Consider the following 24,835-nt stretch of genomic DNA (forward strand, 5'->3'; position numbering starts at 1 on the left):
GAAAGGAGAGAAGATGCTAGCCATTGAAGAAAGTCAGAAGTTGACTTTATCAAATTTACCGAGCCTGAGCCTTTTTACAGGGACAGATCAGGGTCAGTTTGAAGTTATGAAGAGTCAAGTATTGAAACAGATTGGTTATGATTCTGCTGACCTTAACTTTGCCTACTTTGATATGAAAGAAGTAGCTTACAAGGATGTGGAACTGGAGTTGGTCAGTCTCCCTTTCTTTGCGGATGAGAAAATCGTGATATTAGACCATTTTGTCGATATCACAACAGCCAAGAAACGCTTTTTAACAGATGATGAGCTCAAGTCGTTTGAGGAATACCTTGATAACCCTTCGCCAACAACCAAGTTGTTGATCTTTGCGGAAGGAAAACTGGATAGCAAAAGACGGTTGGTCAAATTACTTAAGCGTGATGCCAAGGTTTTTGATGCAGTAGAAGCCAAAGAACAAGAATTGCGCCAGTATTTCCAAAAATGGAGCCAGGAACAAGGTCTGCAGTTTGTGGGGCAATCCTTTGAAAATCTCCTCGTCAAGTCTGGTTTTCAATTTAGCGAAATCCAGAAAAATCTGCTCTTTTTACAGTCCTATAAGGCGGATTCTGTTATCGAGGAAGAGGATATTGTCAATGCCATTCCCAAGACCTTACAGGACAATATTTTTGATTTAACTCAGTTTATTCTGACTAAAAAGATGGACCAGGCGCGCGACTTGGTTAGAGATTTGACCTTGCAAGGGGAAGACGAAATTAAGCTCATAGCTGTCATGTTAGGACAATTTCGAACTTTTACTCAGGTGAAAATTTTGTCGGAGTCTGGCCAAACAGAAGCGCAGATTGCAAGTAGTTTAGGTAGTTATCTGGGACGGACTCCCAATCCCTATCAAATCAAGTTTGCATTAAGAGATTCGCGAGGACTTTCCTTGAGCTTTCTGAAGCAAGCTATTTCTTATTTGATTGAGACAGACTATCAGATTAAGACAGGTCTTTATGAAAAAGGTTTCCTTTTTGAAAAGGCACTCCTACAGATTGCTAGTCAGGTAAATTGATATTTTTTTGAAACTACAACCCGCGTCAATATTATTTTGTCGTGGGTTTCTTGCTGATTTGCTTGTTTTATACTCAATGAAAATCAAAGAGCAAACTAGGAAACTAGCCGCAGGTTGCTCAAAGCACTGCTTTGAGGTTGCGGATGAAACTGACGAAGTCAGCTCAAAACATGTTTTTGAGGTTGCGGATGAAACTGACGAAGTCAGCTCAAAACACTGTTTTGAGGTTGTAGATAAGACTGACGAAGTCAGTAACATATCTACGGCAAGGTGACGTTGACGTGGTTTGAAGAGATTTTCGAAGAGTATGATTAGAAAGTATCTCAGTGATTTCCTTATCTATAAGCAAAAAACTTGAAAAAAGTGAATGTTTACGTTATCATTTTCATATAGAAAGAAAAAGAGGTATTACAGATGGCTATTATCTTACCAGATCTTCCATATGCATACGACGCTTTGGAACCATACATCGATGCGGAAACAATGCATTTGCACCATGACAAACACCATCAAACTTATGTCAACAATGCTAATGCAGCTCTTGAAAAACACCCTGAAATCGGCGAAGATCTTGAAGCCTTGCTTGCTGATGTAGAATCTATCCCAGCTGATATCCGTCAGGCACTTATCAATAATGGTGGTGGACACTTGAACCACGCTCTTTTCTGGGAATTGATGACTCCTGAGAAAACAGCTCCTTCAGCAGAACTTGCAGCAGCAATCGATGCAACATTTGGTTCATTTGAAGACTTCCAAGCAGCCTTCACTGCAGCAGCAACAACTCGTTTTGGTTCTGGCTGGGCATGGTTGGTTGTCAACAAAGAAGGTAAACTTGAAGTGACTTCAACAGCAAACCAAGACACACCAATCTCAGAAGGTAAAAAACCAATCTTGGGCTTGGACGTTTGGGAACATGCTTACTACGTGAAATACCGCAACGTGCGTCCTGACTACATCAAAGCTTTCTTCTCAGTGATCAACTGGAACAAAGTAGATGAATTGTACGCAGCTGCTAAATAATGATATGATATATGGAGGGAAGAATTGTTCTTCTCTTTTTAAGGTTATATTATTTTGGTCTGACAAAATCGTCAGACTTTTTTCATTTTTATGAGAAACGTGCTAACTGCTAGAAATTATGGTAGAATAAAGTATTAAGTAATCGTGGAAAAAGGATATCTATGCGAAAAGAAATTGCACCTGAATTATACAACTATAACAAGTTTCCTGGTCCTGAGTTCCATTTACATGGGGACAAGGTTGAAACGGAAGGGATAGCTTTTTCCTTGGTGGAAAATATCAAGGATGCCTTTGATGTGACGGCTTTTAATCAGCGTTTTTCAGAAGTCTTAACCAAGTTTGATTATATCGTGGGAGACTGGAGCAACGAACAGCTTCGCCTACGAGGTTTTTACAAGGATGATCGAACAGAAGAAAAACTTGAAAAAATCAGTCGTTTACAAGACTACCTTTTAGAGTATTGTAGTTATGGTTGTGCCTATTTTGTCTTATCAAATGAAGCCCCTAAGCGAGCATCATTTGACAAGAAAATGCGTAAGAAGGAAGAAGAACAGCCTTCTAGAAAAGGAAAGAAACCGACTCAAACCAAACGAAAACCGAATGCAGATAAGAAAAATAGACGTCGTCAGAAAGACCAGCATTCTCAGAAAGAGGACAAGGGGCAACGTCATTTTGTCATTCGTCAGAAGTGAGTAGAGAATAAGGAGAAGAAATGAAACCGTCAATTTATAGTTTAACACGTCAAACCATGCAGGAATGGGTTTTGGAGCAGGGAGAAAAGAAATTCCGTGCAGATCAAATCTGGGAATGGCTTTACCGTAAACGTGTCCAGTCATTTGAAGAGATGACCAACCTTTCCAAGGATTTGATTGCTAAACTCAATGAACAATTTGTGGTCAATCCCTTGAAACAGCGTATCGTTCAAGAGTCTGCTGATGGTACCGTTAAATATCTTTTTGAATTGCCGGATGGTATGTTAATTGAGACAGTACTCATGCGTCAACACTATGGTTTGTCAGTCTGTGTGACCACTCAGGTCGGCTGTAATATCGGTTGTACCTTCTGTGCTTCTGGTTTGATTAAGAAACAACGTGACCTCAATAACGGTGAAATCGTAGCGCAAATCATGCTGGTTCAGAAATACTTTGATGAGCGTGGTCAGGACGAACGCGTCAGCCATATCGTTGTCATGGGGATTGGTGAACCCTTTGATAACTACAACAATGTCTTGAATTTCGTTCGTACTATCAATGATGACAAGGGAATGGCCATCGGTGCTCGTCACATTACGGTTTCAACCTCAGGTTTGGCCCATAAAATTCGTGATTTTGCTAATGAAGGTGTTCAGGTCAATCTTGCCGTTTCCCTTCATGCACCTAATAATGAACTGCGCTCAAGTATCATGAAGATTAACCGTGCCTTTCCGATTGAAAAACTCTTTGCTGCTATTGAGTACTACATTGAAACAACCAATCGTCGTGTGACCTTTGAGTATATCATGCTCAATGAAGTCAATGATGGTGTAGAACAAGCCTTAGAATTGGCTGAATTGCTCAAGAATATCAAGAAATTGTCTTATGTAAACTTGATTCCTTATAACCCAGTTAGTGAGCATGACCAATATAGCCGTAGTCCTAAAGAGCGCGTCCTGGCCTTTTATGATACGCTTAAGAAAAAAGGGGTTAACTGTGTGGTTCGTCAAGAGCATGGTACTGATATTGATGCAGCTTGTGGACAATTGCGTTCTAATACAATGAAACGTGACCGCCAGAAAGCAGTCGCAGCAGTCAATCCTTAATGATGAAGAAGACTTATAATCGTATTTTGGTCTGGGGAGTCATTTTCTATAGTATTTGTATCGTTTACTTTTGCTTTACTCCTCAAGAACATTCTCCCGTGGGGGTGGAAACTCCAGGTATTCAGCATCTTGGACGCCTGGTTTTTCTTTTGACTCCTTTCAATTCTCTCTGGAAACTGGGTGAGGTGAGTGACATAGGACAATTATGTTGGCTTTTTCTACAAAATATCCTCAATGTCTTCTTACTTTTTCCTCTGATTTTCCAACTCCTTTATCTCCTTCCAAATTTGCGTAAGACAAGAAAAGTGATCTTTTTCAGTTTTCTTATAAGCCTAGGAATTGAGTGTACGCAGTTAGTCTTAGATTTTTTCTTTGATTTTAATCGCGTCTTTGAGATTGATGATTTGTGGACCAATACCTTGGGTGGCTATCTGGCTTGGCTTCTCTATAAACAATTACATAAAAACAAGATAAGGAATTAAAATGAGTATTTTAGAAGTTAAAAATCTGAGTCATGGTTTTGGTGACCGTGCAATTTTTGAAGATGTGTCCTTCCGCCTCCTTAAGGGAGAACATATCGGTCTGGTCGGTGCCAATGGTGAAGGAAAATCAACCTTTATGAGCATTGTGACTGGTAAAATGCTGCCAGATGAAGGAAAGGTTGAGTGGTCCAAATATGTGACTGCCGGTTACTTGGATCAACACTCAGTCCTTGCTGAAGGGCAGTCGGTGCGTGATGTGCTCCGTACAGCTTTTGATGAGCTGTTTAAAGCTGAAGCTCGTATCAATGACCTTTATATGGAAATGGCTGAAGACGGAGCAGATGTTGATGCTCTCATGGAAGAAGTGGGAGAACTTCAAGACCGTTTGGAGAGTCGTGATTTCTATACCTTGGATGCTAAGATTGATGAAGTAGCGCGTGCCCTTGGTGTCATGGACTTTGGCATGGATACGGATGTAACCTCTTTGTCAGGTGGGCAAAGAACCAAGGTACTTTTGGCTAAACTCCTCCTTGAAAAGCCCGATATCTTGCTTTTGGACGAGCCGACCAACTATTTGGATGCTGAGCATATTGATTGGCTCAAGCGCTATCTCCAAAACTATGAGAATGCCTTTGTCCTTATTTCACACGATATTCCATTCCTCAATGATGTTATCAATATTGTCTATCATGTGGAAAATCAACAGCTGACGCGTTACTCTGGTGACTACTACCAGTTCCAAGAAGTCTATGCCATGAAGAAATCTCAGCTGGAGGCAGCCTACGAACGTCAGCAAAAAGAAATTGCAGACCTCAAAGACTTCGTAGCCCGAAACAAAGCGCGTGTTGCAACACGAAACATGGCCATGTCTCGTCAGAAGAAATTGGATAAGATGGATATTATCGAATTACAAAGTGAGAAACCAAAACCATCCTTTGATTTCAAATCAGCTCGTACGCCAGGGCGCTTTATCTTCCAAGCCAAGGATTTGCAAATTGGTTATGATCGTCCTCTGACCAAGCCTTTAAATCTTACCTTTGAACGTAATCAAAAGGTTGCTATTATCGGGGCAAATGGTATCGGGAAAACAACTCTCTTGAAGTCCCTATTGGGTATTATTCCACCAATCGCTGGAGAGGTTGAACGTGGAGACTACCTAGAACTTGGCTACTTTGAACAAGAAGTAGAAGGTGGCAATCGTCAAACACCACTAGAGGCTGTTTGGAATGCCTTTCCAGCTCTCAACCAAGCAGAAGTCCGTGCAGCCCTTGCCCGTTGTGGTCTGACAACCAAGCATATTGAAAGCCAAATTCAGGTCTTGTCAGGTGGGGAACAAGCCAAGGTTCGTTTCTGTCTCTTGATGAATCGTGAAAACAATGTCTTAGTGCTGGACGAGCCGACCAACCATTTGGATGTGGATGCCAAGGATGAACTCAAACGTGCTCTTAAAGAATACAAAGGGTCTATCCTTATGGTCTGCCACGAACCAGACTTCTATGAAGGCTGGATGGATCAAATCTGGGATTTTAACAAGCTAACTTAAGAATGAGGATAAAAGAAATACAGTACCGAATGTGGATACTGTATTTTTTTGGTTTTTAAGATTTAAAATTGTAATCTTTCACCACTTCGATGCTGTCGATTGTGATAGCAGTAGTTGGCTTGTCTTTTTCATCTTTTTCGGCTTTAGCAATTTTATCTACAACATCCATACCGTCAATCACTTGACCAAAGACTGGGTGTTTGCCATCTAGACTAGGGTTTCCCCCTTCTTTATAGGCTTCGATGATTTTCTTTGGATACTTGCTTGTAGGGAGTTTAGCAGAGGTATCTGTAGAGTTTTGGTTGATGAAGAACTGGCTGCCATTGGTGTTTGGTTGACCAGTATTAGCCATAGAAAGAGCTCCACGGATGTTATAGAGATAAGGAGTAATCTCGTTCTTGAAACCAGTTCCCTTGTCTTTAGTTTTATCCTTGTCATGCCAGATAGACTGACCACCTGTACCGTCTCCCTTTGGATCTCCAGTTTGGACCATAAAGCCATCGATGACACGGTGGAAGGTAATACCGTTATAGTAGCCTTCTTTGGCATGAGTGAGGAAGTTTTCAACCGCTAGAGGAGCGAGTTTAGGGAAGAGTTTGATACGGATATCTCCTTGACTTGTGTGGAGAATCACTTCAGCCTCGTCTTCAGCAACTTCTTTAGATAGTTGTGGGAAATTGGCGTTTTCGTTTGTTAAAGCATCGTTTAACTCCTTGGCAGATTGGGCTGCTGCTTTGGAGCTTTCCTCAGTGGCCAAGCTAGAATCTACATAGTCATCACCACGCAAACTACGTTGGATACTGCTACATCCAGCAAGGGCAAAAGTTGAGATTAATAGAAGTGTTACTATTTTTTTCATGGGAATCCTTTCAAAAATCATTTCTACTATTGTACCCTAAAAGGAAGTGGATTTCAAATGTTAGTGACAAGACAGTTTAAGAGGAAGCCAACCAGAAAGTCGCTTGTTTAGGGGTATCAATACCATAAGTGTACTCGAAGTATTTAGGAAACCAGATCTTAAGAAAGCTCGTAAAGCATCACAATTTAGTAAACGTTAATTCGAAAGAATTACTATACTTAAAAAGATTACTTTTTTGGGTGTTCTTTTTTATTTTCTTAAAAAATAATTAACTAGACAATAAATGTCCATCCTTTTTTGTAAAATTAATTTATTATAAAAAGAGGTGAGAGTGAATGAATTACTATCAAGTTGAATTTAAGAATCCTGATGATTTTTTTAAAACTCAGACGAATGATTTTATTACGTCTAATCATTTAATTTTTTTGAAAGAAGGAGAATCATACTATCTTATTTCTCAAGAAAATTACAATGACCAAGAAATTATGAAAAAAATAAATGATTTTTTTGATTATGAGTTCTTACTAGCTAAGGTAGAGCCTTTAATAGAAAGTGATTTTATCAAGAAACTTGGCAGAAGTGATATAGGAGATTTAGTCAAATTCTTACTTAGTGCAGAAAAAGAAAGATTTTCTGAACAATTAAAACCCAATTTAGAAAAGTTGGACGAGTTGAATGATATTATTGCCCTAATTGAATTTAAAGGAGCTATTCGAGAATTCATTGATTATATATCCTTCCAAGAAAAAATAAGCAATAATGAAAATCAACAACATTTTTATATTTTTACTGGTGAGAAAGGAACGGGTAGAAAGTTTGCAATCAAGTTTCTAGAGTCTATCTTTGGTATGAATGCGATATTTGTTAATTGCAATCATTATTTTGTTCCTAAAATGAGTGAAAAATATTTCGCTGTATTAGTTGATTATCTTTCGGCAAGATCAAAAACAAAATCAGATATTTTTGATAATTTTCGACAAAAGAAGGGGAATTCCTTTAATATTATTATTTCTAGAAGCATTCAAGAAGCAGAAGCTATTAGAAAAGAGTTACTCGATGTTTTTAATAAGGTATCAATTATTAATTTCCCCCGGTATGATGAATCAGAGCTTAAAGGAATTGGTATTCAAATGCTAAATCAAAAAGGTGTTCATTTGAGTAACGAAGATTTTGAACGATTAGTAGCTGAAAATCACGTGCTAAAGGATGCCAAAGAAGTTCGCCTTTTTGTTCAAGAGCTTATTGAATTTGCAGTGCAAAATAATTATGATCCTTCAGAAAAAAATGAATTAAATCTCGATGGATTCATTCTCCAAAATAAATCTTCAGTTGAAGATGAAGAAAATGCGGAGAAAAAGCTGAGTGAATTAATTGGTTTAGAAGAAGTGAAAATGGTCCTAAAGCAGCAGTTAGCATATAGTCGAGTTTCTGTAATGCGTCAGGCACATGGATTTAGTAACGAAGTATTAAATCGTCATCTTGTTTTTTCCGGAAATCCTGGGACTGGGAAAACTGTAGTTGCTAGGCTCTTTTCAGAAATTTTATACAACAATAAGATAATTAAAGAGAATAAGTTAGTGGAGGTAGGTAGAACGGAATTAGTTGGTGAATATGTTGGTCAAACTGCTCCAAAAGTAAAAAGAGTTTTTGATGATGCAAGAGGGGGAGTACTCTTTATAGATGAGGCCTATAGTCTTATTCCAAGTAGTGATAGAGATTTCGGACATGAAGCTATTTCAGCGATTATACAGGAAATGGAAAATCGTCGGGATGAGGTTTTGGTTATTTTTGCTGGTTATGAAGAATTGATGGCTCAATTCATTGAAACTAATCCAGGATTATCCTCTAGAATTTCCAGAGAAATAAAATTTTTCGATTATACAATTGATCAACTAATTGCTATTTTAGAATTGATGATAAATAAAAGACATTATCAATTAACCGACGATTGTAAGATGGTACTACGTCAGCATTTTTCAGAAGTTGTAAATTGTAGCAATTTTGGAAATGCTCGATACGTTCGTAAATTAGTAGATGAGATTGTCTTCTGTCAAGCACAACGCGTGGTTGAAGGTGATAAGATTCAATTAGAAGATGAAAACTTTTTAAATCAAATTACATTGACAGATATCAATAAGGCTATTGTAGCTATTGAAGCAAAATCTTCAAAATCAATATCGTTGATAGGATTCGGAAGGTAGAGAAATCTATAGTAGGCTCTAAAAGAAGAAATCGGTGCTTGAAAAAGAGTACTATCAGTAAAAGATTTGAACTAAGAAATTGATTGAATCTGAACCATTGGGAATGCTATAATATTAGTAAAGGATTAGAATTATATGAACGACCAAGAACGCTTATTAACTATATTTTTACGCTTACAGTCTGGCGCGCATTTATCTAAGGCTCAGCTTGCTGATGAATTTGGTGTTAGTGAAAAAACTATACAACGAGATTTTTCTCTCTTGTCTGGTTTCTTAGATACACAACCAATGGTTGCAGCAGAGCTTGCTTATGATGCAAAGCACCATACAAGATACTTAAAAGGAAAATCTTTGTTTAATAAAAAGGATATTCTTGTAATTTCAAAGATTTTACTAGAAAATCGATCTTTGAATAAGGAAGAAAACAAGTCATTACTTGATAGTTTATTAGCACTTATTTCAAAAGATGAGCAAAATGAAGTTTCCAGTATTATTGCAAGTGAGTTGCTAAATTATGCACCATTGTCAGATACACAAAATCGTATTGATAAGGTTTGGGAATGGTCTGAAATGATTCGTAAGGAATTGCTACTAGATATTGAATATCAATCTCCCTATAATACTAAAAAGCATCATACCATTTTCCCGGTATCGCTTTATTATGATACTCATTACTTTTACATAGTAGCTTATAATTTAGTTTTTGATTCTTATATGACCTTGAAACTAGATAGAATTCTTAGTTGGGTAGAATCTAAAGAAAAGAAAAAACCTTCTCTCTCATATGGAAGAAAATTTCGTGATGGAGACATTCGTAATAAACGTGTAGATCCATTCATAGGAAAAGAGTTAAAGATCAGAGTCCTATTTGTCAATGATTCAGCAATTGTTGTTGATCAATTCCCAACAGCAAAAATTATTGAAAAAACATCAAATGGTAATATTATTGAATTTGTGAGTCAGGATACACCAGGGCTGAAGAGGTGGCTATTGGGTCAAGCGGAATCCTTAAGGGTATTGTCTCCACAGTCGTTAATTGATGACATGAAGATTCTTATTAAGAAAATGGAAGAAAATTACATTGACTAGATGTTTGAGAAAGACTGGGAGAAAGTTTTATCTGTTATAAAAGAATACTGTGAATTTCACCAACTAAAGGAGAAGATGAAATGAGTAGAGTTATATATAGAACTCGTCCATTTAGCCCCTACGCTAAGTATAGCAAGTATTGGAACGAATACATTCAAGAGGGTGACGAGATTATTAAGTACGTTTTTAATAAAGTTAAATTTCCCGACAGAGAATTAAGAAATAAAATATACTCAGATGAGAAACAAAGATGGACTATAGGTGATATTAATCTTCCTGATTGGTTATATGGATATGTGGTCAACGCTGATTTATCTGACAATGCCAAAAAAATTGTCAAACAATGGAGATTAGAGAAGTATATTTTTGAGTTAAATAATTACAAAGAAAAAGGCTATTTCATTGATGAAGAAAAGAAAATTGTGATAACGGATCGGGAAATATTAATGTTCCGAGAAGACTCAGAAATACCTTATTGGGATAAAATCACTTCCTTAGTAAAAGAAGCTTATAATCGTATTCGTATTACGCCTCAAATGTTGGAGTTGGTAAAAAAAGATTTTGAGACTCAAACAGTGGATTATGAAATACTTTGTGAAATGGCTGAACAAAATAGGAAGAAAAACGAAGAGAAAGAAAAAGAATTTTTAGCCAAGCAGCAAGAATTACAAGAGAAAAAAGATTACGAAGTAGCTATTCAATTGTTTTTAAGACTACAAAAAAACTTAGTTGATATAAAGCCAAAGTTAAGTGAAGAAGGAAGAAAAGAAATTGATCATCTTCTTAATTTAATCGATGAATCAGAAGTAAGTCGTGTTAGATATGATATTTTACATCAAGCGGGAGTCGAAATAATCTTGAAAGAAAAAAGTAAGAGAGGCTAATTTGAATGGATTATGTGACTAGAATACATTTAAAAAGAGACGATAACATTAGGAAAGAGTTAATTGGCTTCTGTTTAAATAATTCTGAACAGTATCTTGCACTTGGTTGGAGTCGCTTAAGTAGCGATATTCGGGAAGAAGACTTTAATGAATACTATGGACGAATAAAAAAAGAAAGAGGCAGAGCGAATCCAGCAATAAATGTTTTTAAGGATGCTCAGATAGATGATTTATTCTGGACACGAGATTTAAGTGGAAATTATTGGATATGTAAAGCGAAATCTCAAGCCAAAGTAGTTTGTGATACTCATTTGGATATTGGATCAGTTATCCAAGTTGATGCATTTAACGTGGGAATGCAAGTCCCTGGACAGATAAAGTCATCGTTTAATAGACCTCTTGGTGGTACAGTTGAGAGGATACGGGATAAAAGCATAATTGAATATTCAAAATTGATATTTAATAAATTTTCGAAAAAGAATTATTTTGAGGTAACAACCTATAGTGGAGGTCTCCTCGATAATCTACCTGAATTTGATTTAGAAGAACTTGTCATCTCATATCTTCAAATTAAGGAAAACTACTATGTCCTTTCTAATTCAATTGCAAAGAAATCAACTACTATAAAAATTGAATGTGAAATGATTTCAAGAGAAATTGATAACCCGAGAAAAGCAGTAGTTCAAGTGAAAGGAAAGAAAGCAAAGGAACTTGACGCCTTAGAATTTAAACAATACTTAGATGAAGGCTATATAGTATATTTATATGCTCCGAGAGTGATAAATTTAGATAAGATTGAAAATGTAGTTAGGATAGGGGACAACGATTTGTTAGATTTCTATGAGAAGTATAAGTTGATCCTACCAGCATCTATCACTCAGTGGGAAAACTTATTTATTGGGGATTGATAAATGATGAATATGTCGCAATTTCATGAATATATAATTGTATGAACTTTTTAGTAAAATTTAGCTCAATTCGTGTGTTTTTAGGGTGAAATTCACACCATTTAATTGAAAGTTATTCAAATTAGATGAAAATTTGTTTTCTAAAAAAACGAGAAAACGTTGATTTTAAGAGAATTTTGAATCATATTCGAATGGAAATTTTTAAAATCATGTTTCGGTGGTAAAAGTTCCAAAGTGGATTCTCCATAGTAGAATGATATCTCCTGCCAGGAGATTGTCTTTAAGTAGTACCATATTTCGTTTAGGAACGGGCTTGGGATTTAGGAGCCAAGCATCCACATCACGTTCAGGAGAGATAAAGGTTTTGACTTGATGGTCTTTGTAAATGTTCTCTATTGTAGTATTCATAAAGTTTCTCTTTCTAATTTATCTTTATTAGTCTAACCAATTTATAAATGGTGTAAAAATTTTATAGTCTGTCAAGTTTTTTTCTTGACACCTGTCAGAAATCTGATATAATAGAACATGTGCTAAATAGCTCAGCTATTTCACCGAAATAAAAAATAAGAAAAGAGACTTTAAAAATGGCAGTTAAAATCCGTTTGACTCGTATGGGTTCTAAGAAAAAACCTTTCTACCGTATCAACGTAGCAGATTCACGTTCACCACGTGACGGACGTTTCATCGAAACAGTTGGAACTTACAACCCACTTGTTGCTGAAAACCAAGTAACTTTGAAAGAAGACCGCGTTCTTGCATGGTTGGCTGATGGAGCTCAACCTTCAGATACAGTTCGCAACATCCTTTCAAAAGAAGGTGTATTGAAGAAATTCCACGATTCTAAATTCTCAAAATAAATTTAAAGTAGGTTGACAGATGGATACGATTGAAAATCTCATTATTGCGATTGTGAAACCCTTGATTTCACAACCAGATGCCTTAACTATCAAGATTGAAGATACACCAGAGTTTTTGGAATATCATTTGGATCTTGATCAAAGCGATGTGGGTCGTGTAATCGGTCGTAAGGGTCGCACTATTTCTGCGATAAGAACGATTGTCTACTCTGTCCCAACTGAAGACAAAAAAGTAAGAATCGTTATTGACGAAAAATAAGAAGGGCGGGACGAATGTCTCGCTTTTTTTGCAAGGAGAAAGAATGAGAGATTTAACAGTTAGACAACTAGAGGAATATTTACTTGACCATTACCGACAATCTAGAACAGAAGAAGGGCTTTTTATTAAGCTAGTAGAAGAAGTTGGAGAAGTTGCTGAGGTTTTAAATGGACGCTCTGGTCGAAAAGAGGGAGTTCAAGATTCGAACGAGGAACTAGCAAAAGAATTGGCTGATATCATTCACTACACTGTCGCAATTGCGGCCATCAACGACATAGATCTAACCAAGACCATTTTTGAAAAAGACAAAAAGGCGGCTATCAAATATCAGCATGAACGAGATTTGGAAGGCTTTTTGAAAGAAAACTGAAAAAAGAATGAATATTGATTGTGTTTTTAACATAGATTGGTCAATGTATATTGATTGGCTATTACGAATTTTACAAATTGCAACATTTATTGCTGTGATTATAAAGATAACGTTCCAAAATAAGGTTTATATCAATAATATTGAAATCAAGGAAATTAAACCATTCGAGTTTGAATCTTTACATACAAATTTTCACTATATTCATGAATTTACACATAATATAAGTAGCAAACCTTTTAATCATTTGATTTTTTATCCCAAAGAAGTTGATATTGAAATAGTAGAATTTTATTCTTTAAACTATGATTCAAGAAACGATTGTTTGATTGTAAATAATAAACTGCATACAGTTAAAAATTTAAAGAATTATACATGCTTATTGATTCATACAAATTTACCAGAGAATATGCCTAGTTTAAGAATGAAATGGAAAACAAGTCAGGGTGAAATTGGGGAATATACATTTTATAGCAATATGTATAACGGGAATGTAAATATCTCATCTTTCAAATATAAATTAACATTAAAGAGGAAAATATTAGCACTTTTTGGACTATAGCGGGCCCTCTATGTATTTTCCTCTAACTTGAGAAAATCTTTGGAACGTGATAAAATAAAGGATAAGGATTTTTAATAATTCATTATATAGAACGAGTGGATTTCTTTATGAAGAGGTTTGAAGTATCTACAGAAATTGGTAGTCTCTCTGTTACTTATCAAAAGCAAAAGAAAATACTAGTTTGTTTAAGTGGCGCAGGTTTGCTACCAAGTTATGAAAATTTTTCACTTATACTTGAAAAACTTCCTCCTACAATTGGTTATTTGACAATTGATTTTCCGAACACAGGTAGGAGTCCGATTCATGACCAAGCTGGAAAAAATCTAGATAATCTTGCAGATGCGGTTTATGAAGTACTTGAAGAATTAGGGATTTCTGAATATATACTTTGTGTACATAGTTTGAGTGGAATTTTAGCTTGTAAATTGCTCAACAAACCAATTAAGTGTCAGGCTTTAGTAGCAATTGAACCGACAACTAAAAACGTCATGTTTGCTGATTTTTCAGAAAATCCTTATCCAGAAATGGAAGAGCAGATGAGGCTGATTGAGGAGTGTGGTCCTGAATTTTATTTTAAGAACTTAACTCAAGCAACATTTAGCCCTGAAATTAATAAAGAAATCTGGGAAATAATGCAAGAAAAAGGCTTAGAGTTGGAAAATCAAGATCCAGAATTTCAGATATCTGGAGAGATTACTGAGGAAGATTTTGAGAATTTATCAATACAATCTCATGTCCCTGTATTTATTTTTTGTCAGCCTTATAGAGAAAAAGAGTACAGAGAATCAGAATATTGGACTTCCAATACTAAACTCATTTTAGGAGGGAATCACCATTATTTACAATGGTCAGAATCAGAAAAAATTGTGACTATTATTCGAGAATTGTCCGAATAAGATGGATAGAAATAGAGTACAGGAGACAAGATGAACTACTTTAATGTTGGGAAAATCGTCAATACGCAGGGGTTGCAGGGTGAGATGCGAGTCTTGTCTGTGACGGATTTTGCAGAAGAACGGTTTAAAAAAGGGGCTGAGCTGGCTTTGTTTGATGAAAAAGATCAGTTTGTTCAAACAGTGACCATCGCTAGCCACCGTAAACAGAAGAACTTTGACATTATTAAATTCAAAGATATGTACCATATCAACGCTATCGAAAAGTACAAGGGGTACAGTCTCAAGGTCGCTGAGGAAGATTTGAATGACCTAGACGATGGTGAATTTTATTATCACGAGATTATCGGTTTGGAAGTCTATGAGGGAGAGAACCTGATTGGAACCATCAAGGAAATCCTGCAACCAGGTGCCAACGATGTCTGGGTGGTCAAGCGGAAAGGAAAGCGTGATTTATTATTACCTTATATCCCACCAGTGGTTCTCAATGTTGATATTCCTAATAACCGCGTCGATGTGGAAATCTTAGAAGGGTTAGACGATGAAGATTGATATTTTAACCCTCTTTCCAGAGATGTTTTCTCCACTGGAGCACTCAATTGTTGGAAAGGCTCGAGAAAAAGGGCTCTTGGATATCCAGTATCATAATTTTCGAGAATATGCTGAAAAGGCCCGCCATGTCGACGATGAGCCCTACGGAGGAGGTCAGGGGATGTTGCTCCGAGCCCAACCCATTTTCGATGCCTTTGATGCTATTGAAAAGAAAAATCCGCGCGTCATTCTCCTCGATCCTGCTGGAAAGCAGTTTAATCAGGCTTATGCTGAGGATTTGGCTCAAGAGGAAGAGTTAATCTTTATCTGTGGGCACTATGAGGGTTATGATGAGCGTATTAAGACCTTGGTGACAGATGAGATTTCCCTGGGTGACTATGTCTTAACTGGTGGAGAATTGGCGGCCATGACCATGATTGATGCGACGGTTCGCCTGATTCCAGAAGTGATTGGCAAGGAGTCCAGCCACCAAGATGATAGTTTTTCTTCTGGCCTTCTTGAATATCCTCAGTACACACGTCCCTATGATTATCGAGGTATGGTTGTACCAGATGTATTGATGAGTGGTCACCATGAAAAGATTCGTCAGTGGCGATTGTATGAGAGTTTGAAGAAAACCTATGAACGCAGACCGGATTTGCTTGAACATTATCAACTGACAGCAGAAGAAGAAAAAATGCTGGCAGAAATCAAAGAAAACAAAGAATAAAGGAGAAACCTATGCAAGTAATCAAACGTGATGGAGAAATTGCTGAATTTAATCCAGATAAGATTTACCAAGCTATCTTAAAGGCAGCCCAGACTGTCTATGTATTGACAGATGATTTGCGTCAAAACCTTGCACAAGTCACTAAGAAAGTGGTTTTGGATTTGGAAGAAGCCAAGGTGGAACGTGCTACCATCAGCATGATTCAGTCTATGGTTGAACATCGTTTACTGGGTGCAGGTTACATTACCATTGCAGAACACTACATTTCCTATCGTCTACAACGTGACTTGGAAAGAAGTGGTTATGGAGATCATATCGCAGTTCATTTACATTTTGAACAAATTCGCTAAGAAAAAAGAGTGGGATGAAGCAACTACATCTCACTCTTTCTTAAATCTATTTTTTTGGGCTGTTTGGACGGTTGAAGGGACAAATCGCAGGCGTTGAATATCGCTTATGCGGATAATACGGGTCACATTTTTGGCAAAATTTTTCACGATAATTTGCTGGCGTTGCTGATCGTATTTGATGATGTCACCTGTAAAGCTTGTCTCAGACAAGATAAGGTGAACAGCGGTTTGTTTCTGGATAGCCTCTTCAATAGTAGCCGTAAGGGAGTTGGTTTCAGTCTGGTCAGGTTGGTCATGTCCATTTAAAAAGTCATGTATTTTATCTAGAACTTGCTGGAATATATGTCTCATATTGGCCTCCCTTCTTTTATATCAATATTATATAAAATTTTCCTAAAATCTACAAGATTTTACGAATAATCAAATGAAAGCTAAAAAAGGAGAAGAAAATGGCAGAATTTACATTTGAAATCGAAGAGCATTTGTTGACTCTTTCTGAAAACGAAAAAGGTTGGACCAAGGAAATCAACCGTGTGAGCTTTAATGGTGCCCCTGCAAAGTTTGATATTCGTGCTTGGAGCCCAGACCATACGAAGATGGGCAAAGGAATTACTCTTTCCAATGAAGAATTTCAAACGATGGTGGATGCCTTTAAAGGAAATTAAATTTTCAAAATGAAAGAAAAGGATATTGAGTCATGACAACTCGATATCCTTTTTAGTTAGCAAAGTAAGTCTGATTTTTAAGGCGTTGAAGTAGGGGACGGCTAATCAAACTTATAGCTAGAAGTTTACCAAGATCTGGAAGGATAAAGGGAATGACCCCCACAACAAGAGCTTTTTCAAATGCCATTCCAGCTAGGAAATGCAAGCTGAGAATCCCTCCGACAAAGACAAGGGCATCACCCAAGAGGTTTGCAAGAAAAATCTTGACAACACCACTCTTGCTGTTGGTTAGGGAAGAAGTAAGTCCAGAGTACACAAGATAAAACCAAAGATAGCCTGCAGTAGGGCCAACTAAAGCCTGAAAACCAGCTCCACCTCCTGCAAAGACAGGAAGACCGATGACACCTAGAAGAAGATAGAGTCCGACAGAAAGTACAGCCTCTCTCGGTCTAAAGACAGTAGCAATCAAGCCGATGGCAAAGTTTTGCAGAGTGAAGGGGACAGGTCCAATTGGAAGACTGATTTGTGCCAAAACAGCAATGAGAGCAGCTCCAATAGCAGGGATAGCATAAACGTGAGCTTTTTTCAAAATAGTTAACCTCTTTTCTGATGTATAGTAACTATTATACTCGTAGAGGAATAATTGTCAACCAACTTTTTGAATCAAGGTAACAAAAACTGTAACGGCCGATTTTGCTTACTGGTTAACTTGGATAATTTTTTGTCGATTTATAAGACATTAAAAAAGAAGTAGACACATTTGTATCAGCTTCTTTTGTTTTGATTAACGCATGGTTACAAATTCTTCAGATGCAGTTGGGTGAATCGCCACAGTTGCGTCAAAGTCGGCCTTGGTTGCTCCCATTTTGATAGCAACAGCAAATCCTTGAATCATTTCATCAACACCGTAGCCAATTCCATGAAGTCCGACAACTTTTTCTTCTGAACCAGCTGTGATCAATTTGAAACGAGTCTCTTGACGGTTGCAAGTGCAAGCAGAGTACATAGAAGTAAAGCTTGATTTGTAAACCTTGATTTGGTCTTGACCGTATTCTTTAATAGCTTGCTCTTCTGTCAAGCCAACAGTTCCGATAGCAGGGTGTGAAAAGACGACAGTTGGAATAGTTGAGTAATCCATTTTTGCAGTTGTTTTGCCGTTAAAGAGACGTTCAGACAAAGTACGTCCAGCCTTGATAGCAACTGGAGTCAGTTCTTTTTCACCTGTTACATCACCTAGAGCGTAGATTCCTTCAACAACAGTATTTTGGTATTCATCAACTTGGATAAAGCCACGTTCGTTCAGAGTTACTCCAGCTTTTTCAAGTTGCAAGCCCTTAACGTTTGGACGGCGACCAGTAGCCCAGATAACTTGGCTAGCTGTGTGACTAGTTCCGTCTTCGAAATGAATAGTAATGCCTTCAGCAGTTTTTTCTAACTTAGCAGGGACTTTGTGAGTATGAAGTGGTAAGTTTGTTCTTTCCATTTCCTTGACCAAACCTTCAACGATATAAGAATCAAAACCACGTAAAGGACGATCACGGCGAACAAAGAGGTCTGTCTTGACACCAAAAGTGTGGAGCACGCCAGCCAATTCAACGGCAATATAACCCGCGCCTAGAATAGCAACTGACTCTGGCAATTCTTCCCAGGCAAATACATCATCAGAAGAGCCACCTAGCTCAGCACCAGGAATATTTGGAATACTTGGATGGGCACCAGTAGCAATCACGATATGTTTAGCACGAATCAGTTCACCATTTACGCTGACAGTATGAGAATCTACAAATTCAGCATGACCTTCAATCAAGTCTACACCATTGCGTTTAAAACTGCCATCATAAGAAGAACGAGCGCGATCAATGTAGGCTTCACGATTGTGACGTAGGGTTGCAAAGTCAAAGTTAAGATCAGTAACCTTAAAGCCGTAGTCTTCTCCAAATTGATGGAAAGTCTCAGCGATTTGCGCCCCGTACCACATGATTTTTTTCGGAACACAACCGACGTTGACACAGGTTCCACCTAATTTCTTTTCCTCAATAACGGCTGCTTTGGCTCCATGCTCACCAGCACGGTTCATGGTAGCAATTCCTCCGCTACCTCCACCGATAGCAATGATATCGTATTCTCTCATTGAAAACTCCTTTGTACTCTTTTAAATAGTAGAGTGTCATTTTTGATAGTCATATTCTATCTTTTTTTTGATGTGATTGCAAAAATCTGCTACGTTCAAAAAAATTAAAGAAAAGGCTTGCAAAAAATAAAAATAAAGTGTATTATATATCTAGTACAATAACTAAACAAAAAATCCGAACAATAATTAAATCCTGAAATGTCATTATTTCGTTCTGAAATGTTATTGTTTCAAATTGATAATTTTTGTATAATATTGTTAAGAACTTTAAATCAAAAAGGAGTTTCATTATGAAAAAGAATGGTAAAGCTAAAAAGTGGCAATTGTATGCAGCAATTGGTGCTGCAAGTGTAGTTGTATTGGGTGCTGGAGGCATTTTGCTCTTTAGACAACCTTCTCAGACTGCTGTAAAAGATGAGGCTACTCATCTTGTTGTTGCCAAGGAAGGGAGCGTGGCATCTTCTGTTTTATTGTCAGGGACAGTAACAGCAAAAAATGAACAATATGTTTATTTTGATGCTAGTAAGGGAGATTTAGATGAAATCCTTGTTTCTGTGGGTGATAAAGTCAGTGAAGGACAGGCTTTAGTCAAGTACAGTAGTTCAGAAGCCCAGGCGGCCTATGATTCAGCGAGTCGAGCAGTTGCGAAGGCAGATCGTCATATCAACGAACTAAATCAAGCACGAAATGAAGCTGCTTCAGCTCCCCAGTTACCAGTACCAGCAGGAGGCGAAGGTGTAGCAGCCCAAACTCCAGCTCCAGTCTCAGGGAATGCAGTGTCATCTATTGATGCACAACTAGGGGATGCTCGTGATGCTCGTGCAGATGCAGCAGCACAATTAAGTAAGGCTCAAAGTCAGTTGGATGCAATGACGGTTCTTAGTACCCTAGAGGGAACTGTGGTCGAAGTCAATCGTAATGTTTCTAAATCTCCAACTGGAGCTAGCCAGGTGGTAGTTCATGTCGTTAGCAATGAAAACTTGCAAGTTAAGGGTGAACTATCTGAATATAACCTTGCCAACCTCTCTGTAGGACAAGAAGTAACTTTTACTTCTAAAGTTTACCAAGATAAGAGCTGGACTGGTAAGATTAGCTATATCTCTGACTACCCTAAAAACAATGGCGAAGCAGCAAGTACAGCGGCTGCCGCAGCAGCTGGTAATTCTGGTTCCAAATACCCATATACCATTGATGTTACAAGTGAAATCGGTGACTTGAAACAAGGATTTTCTGTAAGTGTTGAGGTCAAGAACAAGAGTAAAGCTATTTTGGTTCCTTTAACAAGTGTTGTTATGGAAAATGATAAGAATTATGTCTGGGTACTTGACGAGCAGAAAAAGGCCAAGAAAGTGGAAGTTGGTTTGGGAAATGCTGATGCAGACAACCAAGAAATCACTTCAGGTCTGACAAATGGAGTCAAGGTCATCAGTAACCCAACGTCTTCTCTAGAGGAGGGAAAAGAGGTGAAGGCTGATGAAGAAACTAATTAGTCTAAAAAATATCTGCAGAAGCTACCGTAATGGTGACCAAGAACTGCAGGTTCTCAAAAATATCAACCTAGAAGTGAATGAGGGTGAATTTGTTGCCATCATGGGACCATCCGGTTCAGGTAAGTCAACCCTCATGAACACCATTGGGATGTTGGATACACCAACCAGTGGAGAGTATTATCTTGAAGGCCAAGAAGTGGCTGGACTTGGTGAAAAACAACTAGCCAAAGTTCGAAATCAAGAGATTGGATTTGTTTTTCAACAGTTCTTTCTCTTGTCTAAGCTTAATGCTCTTCAAAACGTAGAATTACCCTTGATTTACGCAGGAGTTTCGGCTTCAAAACGGCGAAAGTTAGCTGAGGAATATCTAGATAAGGTTGAATTGACTGAACGTAGTCACCATTTACCTTCAGAATTATCTGGTGGTCAAAAGCAACGTGTAGCCATCGCGCGTGCCTTGGTAAACAATCCTTCTATTATCCTAGCGGACGAACCGACAGGAGCCTTGGATACCAAAACAGGTAATCAAATCATGCAATTATTAGTTGAACTAAATAAAGAAGGAACAACCATTATCATGGTAACGCATGAGCCTGAGATCGCTGCTTATGCCAAACGCCAGATTGTCATTCGAGATGGAGTTATTTCATCTGATAGTGCTCAGTTAGAAAAGGAGGAAAACTAAGATGCAGAATCTGAAATTTGCCTTTTCATCCATTATGGCCCACAAGATGCGTTCTTTCTTAACCATGATTGGGATTGTTATCGGTGTTTCCTCAGTTGTTGTGATTATGGCTCTAGGTGATTCCATGTCTCGTCAGGTCAATAAAACCATGACCAAGTCACAGAAGAATATTCATGTTTTTTTCTCGCCAATTAAAAGTAAAGATGGTTCTTTTACCCAAAAACAATCAGCTTTGACAGTTTCTGGGAAAGAAGAGGAAGTTTTTGTTGAACCACCAAAACCTCAAGAAGCTTGGGTCAAGGAAGCTGCTAATCTCAAGGGAGTGGATAGCTACTATTTAACCAACTCGACGAATGTTACCTTAACCTATAAGGATAAAAAGGTCGAACACGCTAACATGACAGGTGGAAATGTCACTTATATGGATGCGGTCGAAAATGAAATCATTGAAGGTCGTGGTCTTAGAGAGCAAGATTATAAAGATTTTGCAAGTGTGATTATCCTAGATGATGAACTAGCCAAGAGCCTTTTTGGTTCAGCAAAAGATGCACTCAATCAGATTGTTGAAGTAAATGAAATCAGCTACCGTGTTATTGGTGTCTATGAAAGTAAAGAAGCTAAGGCTGCAAAAACCTTTGGAGTCGGAGGACTACCAATTACGACTAATATTTCTCTTGCGGTCAATTTTAACACAGACGAGATTTCAAATATTGTCTTTCGTGTTAATGATACCAGCTTGAGCCAGACTTTGGGGCCAGAGTTGGCAAGAAGAATGACGGAGATTGCTGGTCTCCAACAAGGGGAGTATCAGGTAGCAGATGCAACAGAAGCCTTCAACGAAGTTCAACAAATGTTCGGTTTTATAACTACGATTATTAGTGCCATTGCAGGAATTTCCCTTTTTGTTGGAGGGACTGGTGTTATGAACATTATGCTGGTTTCGGTGACAGAGCGTACCCGTGAAATTGGTCTCCGTAAGGCTTTGGGTGCAACGCGTGCCAATATTTTAATTCAGTTTTTGATTGAATCCATTATTTTGACCTTGCTTGGCGGAGTTATTGGTCTAACCATTGCGACAGGCTTAACTGCTATAGCTGGCCTACTTTTGCAAGGATTGATAGCGGGTATAGAAGTGGGAGTATCAATCCCAGTTGCCCTATTTAGTCTTGCAGTTTCGGCTAGTGTTGGTATGATTTTTGGAGTCTTGCCAGCCAACAAGGCATCGAAACTTGATCCAATCGAAGCCCTTCGTTATGAATAGAATAAACAAGATGGACACTCGTCTATCTTGTTTTTGTATGGATTTCCCTATCGAAAATCAGTAAAAATGTGATATAATGAAGTGTTAGAAAAACAGGTTTCATTTGCCTGGAAAGGAAAAATTATGTCTGAAAAGAATTTTTATATTACAACGCCGATTTACTATCCATCTGGAAAACTTCATATCGGTTCTGCCTACACAACCATTGCTTGTGATGTCCTAGCACGTTACAAACGCCTGATGGGCTACGATGTCTTTTATTTGACAGGCCTTGATGAGCACGGTCAGAAAATCCAGCAGAAAGCAGAAGAAGCTGGAATTACACCTCAAGCTTATGTTGATGGGATGGCAGTTGGAGTCAAAGAACTCTGGCAATTACTCGATATCTCATACGATAAGTTTATTCGCACAACTGATGACTACCATGAAAAAGTTGTCGCACAAGTCTTTGAACGCTTACTTTCTCAAGATGACATCTATTTGGGTGAATATTCTGGTTGGTACTCAGTCTCAGATGAGGAATTCTTTACAGAAAGCCAGCTCGCAGAAGTATTCCGTGATGAAGCTGGAAATGTAACTGGTGGAATCGCTCCATCAGGTCACGAAGTGGAATGGGTTTCTGAAGAATCATACTTCCTTCGCCTCAGCAAATACCAAGATCGTTTGGTTGAATTTTTTAAGTCCCATCCTGAATTTATCACTCCAGATGGTCGTCTGAATGAAATGCTTCGCAACTTCATCGAGCCAGGTTTAGAGGATTTGGCAGTTTCTCGTACAACCTTTACATGGGGTGTTCCAGTACCATCAAATCCTAAACACGTTGTCTATGTTTGGTTTGATGCTCTGCTCAACTATGTGACAGCTCTTGGCTACGATCAAGACGAACACGCTAACTTTGACAAGTTCTGGAACGGAACAGTCTTCCACATGGTTGGAAAAGACATCCTTCGTTTTCACTCCATCTACTGGCCAATCCTTCTTATGATGTTGGATATCAAATTGCCAGAACGTTTGATTGGTCATGGTTGGTTTGTCATGAAAGACGGTAAGATGTCTAAGTCTAAAGGGAATGTTGTCTATCCTGAAATGTTGATAGAGCGTTTTGGACTAGATCCACTTCGTTACTACCTCATGCGGAGCCTTCCAGTTGGTTCAGACGGAACCTTTACTCCGGAAGACTATGTTGGCCGTATCAATTATGAATTGGCTAATGACCTTGGAAACCTCCTCAACCGTACGGTTTCTATGATTAATAAATACTTTGACGGGCAAGTCCCTGCCTATGTAGAAGGTGTAACAGAGTTTGACCATGTTCTTGCTCAAGTAGCTGCTGAATCAATCGCTGACTACCATACTCACATGGAAGCAGTTGACTACCCACGTGCTCTTGAAGCAGTCTGGACCCTTATCTCTCGTACTAACAAATACATCGATGAGACCGCACCATGGGTCTTGGCCAAGGATGAAGCTCTTCGTGACCAATTGGCAAGTGTCATGAGTCACTTGGCAGCTAGCCTTCGTGTCGTTGCTCACTTGATTGAACCATTTATGATGGAAACCAGTCGTGCAGTCTTGAAACAACTTGGCTTGGAAGAAGTAGCGAGCCTTGAAAACTTGAGCTTGGCTGCTTTCCCTGAGGGTGTAACTGTAGTTGCCAAGGGAACTCCAATCTTCCCACGTCTGGATATGGAAGAAGAAATCGCCTATATCAAGGAACAAATGGAAGGCAACAAACCAGCAGTCGAAAAAGAGTGGAACCCAGACGAAGTTGAACTCAAACTAAACAAGGAAGAAATCAAGTTTGAAGACTTTGACAAGGTTGAAATCCGTGTCGCAGAAGTCAAAGAAGTGTCTAAAGTAGAAGGTTCAGATAAGTTGCTTCAATTCCGCTTGGATGCTGGCGATGGTGAAGATCGTCAAATCCTCTCAGGAATTGCAAAATACTATCCAAACGAACAAGAATTGGTCGGCAATAAAGTTCAAATCGTTGCCAATCTCAAACCACGTAAAATGATGAAGAAATATGTCAGCCAAGGGATGATCCTATCAGCTGAACATGATGGAAAATTAACCCTTCTCACAGTTGATCCAGCTGTACCGAATGGAAGTGTGATTGGGTAAAAATAGACAGGACTAGTTCATGCTAGTTCTGTTTTTTTCTTTAACTATTATGCTTTACAAACTAGTGTGAAAGTGGTATATTATAGATGAAGCTACTA

At 38.2% G+C, this 24,835-nt stretch carries 28 protein-coding genes; 23 read left to right on the forward strand and 5 right to left on the reverse strand.

Annotation, left to right across the window (positions count from 1 at the left end; genetic code table 11):
- Nucleotides 1-13: 13 nt before the first annotated feature.
- The 6 genes from holA (at nucleotide 14) to MK480_RS04830 (ending at nucleotide 5,894) form a co-directional block, all read left to right on the forward strand.
- The gene (holA, locus tag MK480_RS04805) at nucleotides 14-1,051 is read left to right on the forward strand and encodes a DNA polymerase III subunit delta (protein WP_268707264.1); all 1,038 of its coding nucleotides are present in this window, start codon (nucleotides 14-16) and stop codon (nucleotides 1,049-1,051) included.
- A gap of 414 nt (nucleotides 1,052-1,465) precedes the next feature.
- A complete protein-coding gene (gene sodA, locus MK480_RS04810; protein ID WP_020903212.1) occupies nucleotides 1,466-2,071 on the forward strand; it encodes a superoxide dismutase SodA in 606 nt (201 codons plus the stop codon).
- Between the two features lie 161 nt (nucleotides 2,072-2,232).
- Nucleotides 2,233-2,763, forward strand: a complete 531-nt coding sequence (locus MK480_RS04815) for a YutD family protein (protein WP_001224347.1) — start codon at nucleotides 2,233-2,235, stop codon at nucleotides 2,761-2,763.
- 20 nt (nucleotides 2,764-2,783) lie between these two features.
- Nucleotides 2,784-3,869 carry a dual-specificity RNA methyltransferase RlmN gene (gene rlmN, locus MK480_RS04820; RefSeq protein ID WP_000804766.1) on the forward strand — a complete coding sequence of 362 codons (1,086 nt, stop codon included), beginning with the start codon at nucleotides 2,784-2,786 and terminating at the stop codon, nucleotides 3,867-3,869.
- Complete coding sequence (locus MK480_RS04825; protein WP_000976729.1) at nucleotides 3,869-4,351, forward strand: VanZ family protein; 483 nt, start codon at nucleotides 3,869-3,871, stop codon at nucleotides 4,349-4,351. The genes rlmN and MK480_RS04825 overlap by 1 nt, the downstream gene beginning before the upstream one ends.
- A 1-nt stretch (nucleotide 4,352) precedes the next feature.
- Complete coding sequence (locus MK480_RS04830) at nucleotides 4,353-5,894, forward strand: ABC-F family ATP-binding cassette domain-containing protein (RefSeq protein WP_247942081.1); 1,542 nt, start codon at nucleotides 4,353-4,355, stop codon at nucleotides 5,892-5,894.
- Between the two features lie 55 nt (nucleotides 5,895-5,949).
- On the opposite strand, the gene MK480_RS04835 is transcribed toward MK480_RS04830, so the two are convergent.
- Complete coding sequence (locus MK480_RS04835) at nucleotides 5,950-6,753, reverse strand: peptidylprolyl isomerase (RefSeq protein ID WP_261011201.1); 804 nt, start codon at nucleotides 6,751-6,753, stop codon at nucleotides 5,950-5,952.
- A 335-nt stretch (nucleotides 6,754-7,088) separates the two neighbouring features.
- Here MK480_RS04835 and MK480_RS04840 point away from each other — a divergent pair, with 335 nt between their 5' ends.
- From MK480_RS04840 to MK480_RS04855, 4 genes are all read left to right on the forward strand, one after another.
- Entirely contained in the window at nucleotides 7,089-8,954 is a 1,866-nt protein-coding gene (locus MK480_RS04840; protein ID WP_261011202.1) for an AAA family ATPase, read from the forward strand.
- A gap of 135 nt (nucleotides 8,955-9,089) precedes the next feature.
- Nucleotides 9,090-10,043 carry a helix-turn-helix transcriptional regulator gene (locus tag MK480_RS04845; RefSeq protein WP_000999613.1) on the forward strand — a complete coding sequence of 318 codons (954 nt, stop codon included), beginning with the start codon at nucleotides 9,090-9,092 and terminating at the stop codon, nucleotides 10,041-10,043.
- A gap of 80 nt (nucleotides 10,044-10,123) precedes the next feature.
- Nucleotides 10,124-10,927, forward strand: coding sequence for a hypothetical protein (locus tag MK480_RS04850; protein ID WP_000091993.1), 804 nt, complete (start codon nucleotides 10,124-10,126; stop codon nucleotides 10,925-10,927).
- 5 nt (nucleotides 10,928-10,932) lie between these two features.
- On the forward strand, nucleotides 10,933-11,835 hold the full coding sequence (locus MK480_RS04855; protein ID WP_000386831.1) for a hypothetical protein: 903 nt from the start codon (nucleotides 10,933-10,935) through the stop codon (nucleotides 11,833-11,835).
- Nucleotides 11,836-12,042: 207 nt separating this feature from the next.
- Here the strand turns inward: MK480_RS04855 and MK480_RS04860 are convergent, their stop codons facing one another.
- Complete coding sequence (locus MK480_RS04860) at nucleotides 12,043-12,243, reverse strand: hypothetical protein (protein WP_001098347.1); 201 nt, start codon at nucleotides 12,241-12,243, stop codon at nucleotides 12,043-12,045.
- 176 nt (nucleotides 12,244-12,419) lie between these two features.
- On the opposite strand from MK480_RS04860, the gene rpsP reads away from it, so the two are divergent.
- From rpsP to MK480_RS04900, 8 genes are all read left to right on the forward strand, one after another.
- Nucleotides 12,420-12,692 (forward strand): 30S ribosomal protein S16, encoded by a 273-nt coding sequence (gene rpsP / locus MK480_RS04865; RefSeq protein ID WP_000268760.1) that lies wholly within the window; start codon nucleotides 12,420-12,422, stop codon nucleotides 12,690-12,692.
- A gap of 19 nt (nucleotides 12,693-12,711) precedes the next feature.
- A complete protein-coding gene (gene kphA, locus MK480_RS04870; protein WP_000379617.1) occupies nucleotides 12,712-12,951 on the forward strand; it encodes an RNA-binding protein KphA in 240 nt (79 codons plus the stop codon).
- Between the two features lie 43 nt (nucleotides 12,952-12,994).
- Nucleotides 12,995-13,321, forward strand: coding sequence for a MazG nucleotide pyrophosphohydrolase domain-containing protein (locus tag MK480_RS04875; RefSeq protein ID WP_033688581.1), 327 nt, complete (start codon nucleotides 12,995-12,997; stop codon nucleotides 13,319-13,321).
- Nucleotides 13,322-13,328: 7 nt separating this feature from the next.
- A complete protein-coding gene (locus MK480_RS04880; protein ID WP_023943056.1) occupies nucleotides 13,329-13,880 on the forward strand; it encodes a hypothetical protein in 552 nt (183 codons plus the stop codon).
- A 107-nt stretch (nucleotides 13,881-13,987) separates the two neighbouring features.
- Nucleotides 13,988-14,776, forward strand: coding sequence for an alpha/beta fold hydrolase (locus MK480_RS04885; protein ID WP_261011204.1), 789 nt, complete (start codon nucleotides 13,988-13,990; stop codon nucleotides 14,774-14,776).
- A gap of 30 nt (nucleotides 14,777-14,806) precedes the next feature.
- Nucleotides 14,807-15,325 (forward strand): ribosome maturation factor RimM, encoded by a 519-nt coding sequence (rimM, locus tag MK480_RS04890; protein WP_084926481.1) that lies wholly within the window; start codon nucleotides 14,807-14,809, stop codon nucleotides 15,323-15,325.
- Nucleotides 15,315-16,034 (forward strand): tRNA (guanosine(37)-N1)-methyltransferase TrmD, encoded by a 720-nt coding sequence (gene trmD, locus MK480_RS04895; RefSeq protein ID WP_084926480.1) that lies wholly within the window; start codon nucleotides 15,315-15,317, stop codon nucleotides 16,032-16,034. Before rimM ends, trmD begins: the two co-directional genes overlap by 11 nt.
- 11 nt (nucleotides 16,035-16,045) lie before the next feature.
- The gene (locus MK480_RS04900) at nucleotides 16,046-16,384 is read left to right on the forward strand and encodes an ATP cone domain-containing protein (protein WP_001196040.1); all 339 of its coding nucleotides are present in this window, start codon (nucleotides 16,046-16,048) and stop codon (nucleotides 16,382-16,384) included.
- 30 nt (nucleotides 16,385-16,414) lie between these two features.
- Here the strand turns inward: MK480_RS04900 and MK480_RS04905 are convergent, their stop codons facing one another.
- The gene (locus tag MK480_RS04905) at nucleotides 16,415-16,735 is read right to left on the reverse strand and encodes a hypothetical protein (protein WP_268707265.1); all 321 of its coding nucleotides are present in this window, start codon (nucleotides 16,733-16,735) and stop codon (nucleotides 16,415-16,417) included.
- A gap of 98 nt (nucleotides 16,736-16,833) precedes the next feature.
- Between MK480_RS04905 and MK480_RS04910 the strand changes: the two genes are divergently transcribed.
- The gene (locus MK480_RS04910) at nucleotides 16,834-17,049 is read left to right on the forward strand and encodes a YdbC family protein (protein WP_000807422.1); all 216 of its coding nucleotides are present in this window, start codon (nucleotides 16,834-16,836) and stop codon (nucleotides 17,047-17,049) included.
- 52 nt (nucleotides 17,050-17,101) lie between these two features.
- Here MK480_RS04910 and MK480_RS04915 read toward each other — a convergent pair whose 3' ends face one another.
- A complete protein-coding gene (locus MK480_RS04915; protein ID WP_268707266.1) occupies nucleotides 17,102-17,638 on the reverse strand; it encodes a biotin transporter BioY in 537 nt (178 codons plus the stop codon).
- Nucleotides 17,639-17,833: 195 nt separating this feature from the next.
- The gene (gor, locus tag MK480_RS04920) at nucleotides 17,834-19,180 is read right to left on the reverse strand and encodes a glutathione-disulfide reductase (protein ID WP_268707267.1); all 1,347 of its coding nucleotides are present in this window, start codon (nucleotides 19,178-19,180) and stop codon (nucleotides 17,834-17,836) included.
- A 287-nt stretch (nucleotides 19,181-19,467) separates the two neighbouring features.
- Here gor and MK480_RS04925 point away from each other — a divergent pair, with 287 nt between their 5' ends.
- The 4 genes from MK480_RS04925 to metG all read left to right on the forward strand — a co-directional run bounded on the left by MK480_RS04925 (nucleotide 19,468) and on the right by metG (nucleotide 24,737).
- The gene (locus MK480_RS04925; RefSeq protein ID WP_268707412.1) at nucleotides 19,468-20,670 is read left to right on the forward strand and encodes an efflux RND transporter periplasmic adaptor subunit; all 1,203 of its coding nucleotides are present in this window, start codon (nucleotides 19,468-19,470) and stop codon (nucleotides 20,668-20,670) included.
- Nucleotides 20,654-21,355, forward strand: a complete 702-nt coding sequence (locus MK480_RS04930) for an ABC transporter ATP-binding protein (RefSeq protein WP_265483264.1) — start codon at nucleotides 20,654-20,656, stop codon at nucleotides 21,353-21,355. Before MK480_RS04925 ends, MK480_RS04930 begins: the two co-directional genes overlap by 17 nt.
- A 1-nt stretch (nucleotide 21,356) precedes the next feature.
- Nucleotides 21,357-22,616, forward strand: a complete 1,260-nt coding sequence (locus MK480_RS04935) for an ABC transporter permease (protein WP_268707268.1) — start codon at nucleotides 21,357-21,359, stop codon at nucleotides 22,614-22,616.
- 123 nt (nucleotides 22,617-22,739) lie between these two features.
- Nucleotides 22,740-24,737 carry a methionine--tRNA ligase gene (metG, locus tag MK480_RS04940; protein ID WP_268707269.1) on the forward strand — a complete coding sequence of 666 codons (1,998 nt, stop codon included), beginning with the start codon at nucleotides 22,740-22,742 and terminating at the stop codon, nucleotides 24,735-24,737.
- Nucleotides 24,738-24,835: the final 98 nt, after the last annotated feature.

The sequence above is a fragment of the Streptococcus mitis genome, from assembly GCF_026782895.1.
Lineage (GTDB): Bacteria > Bacillota > Bacilli > Lactobacillales > Streptococcaceae > Streptococcus > Streptococcus mitis_CB.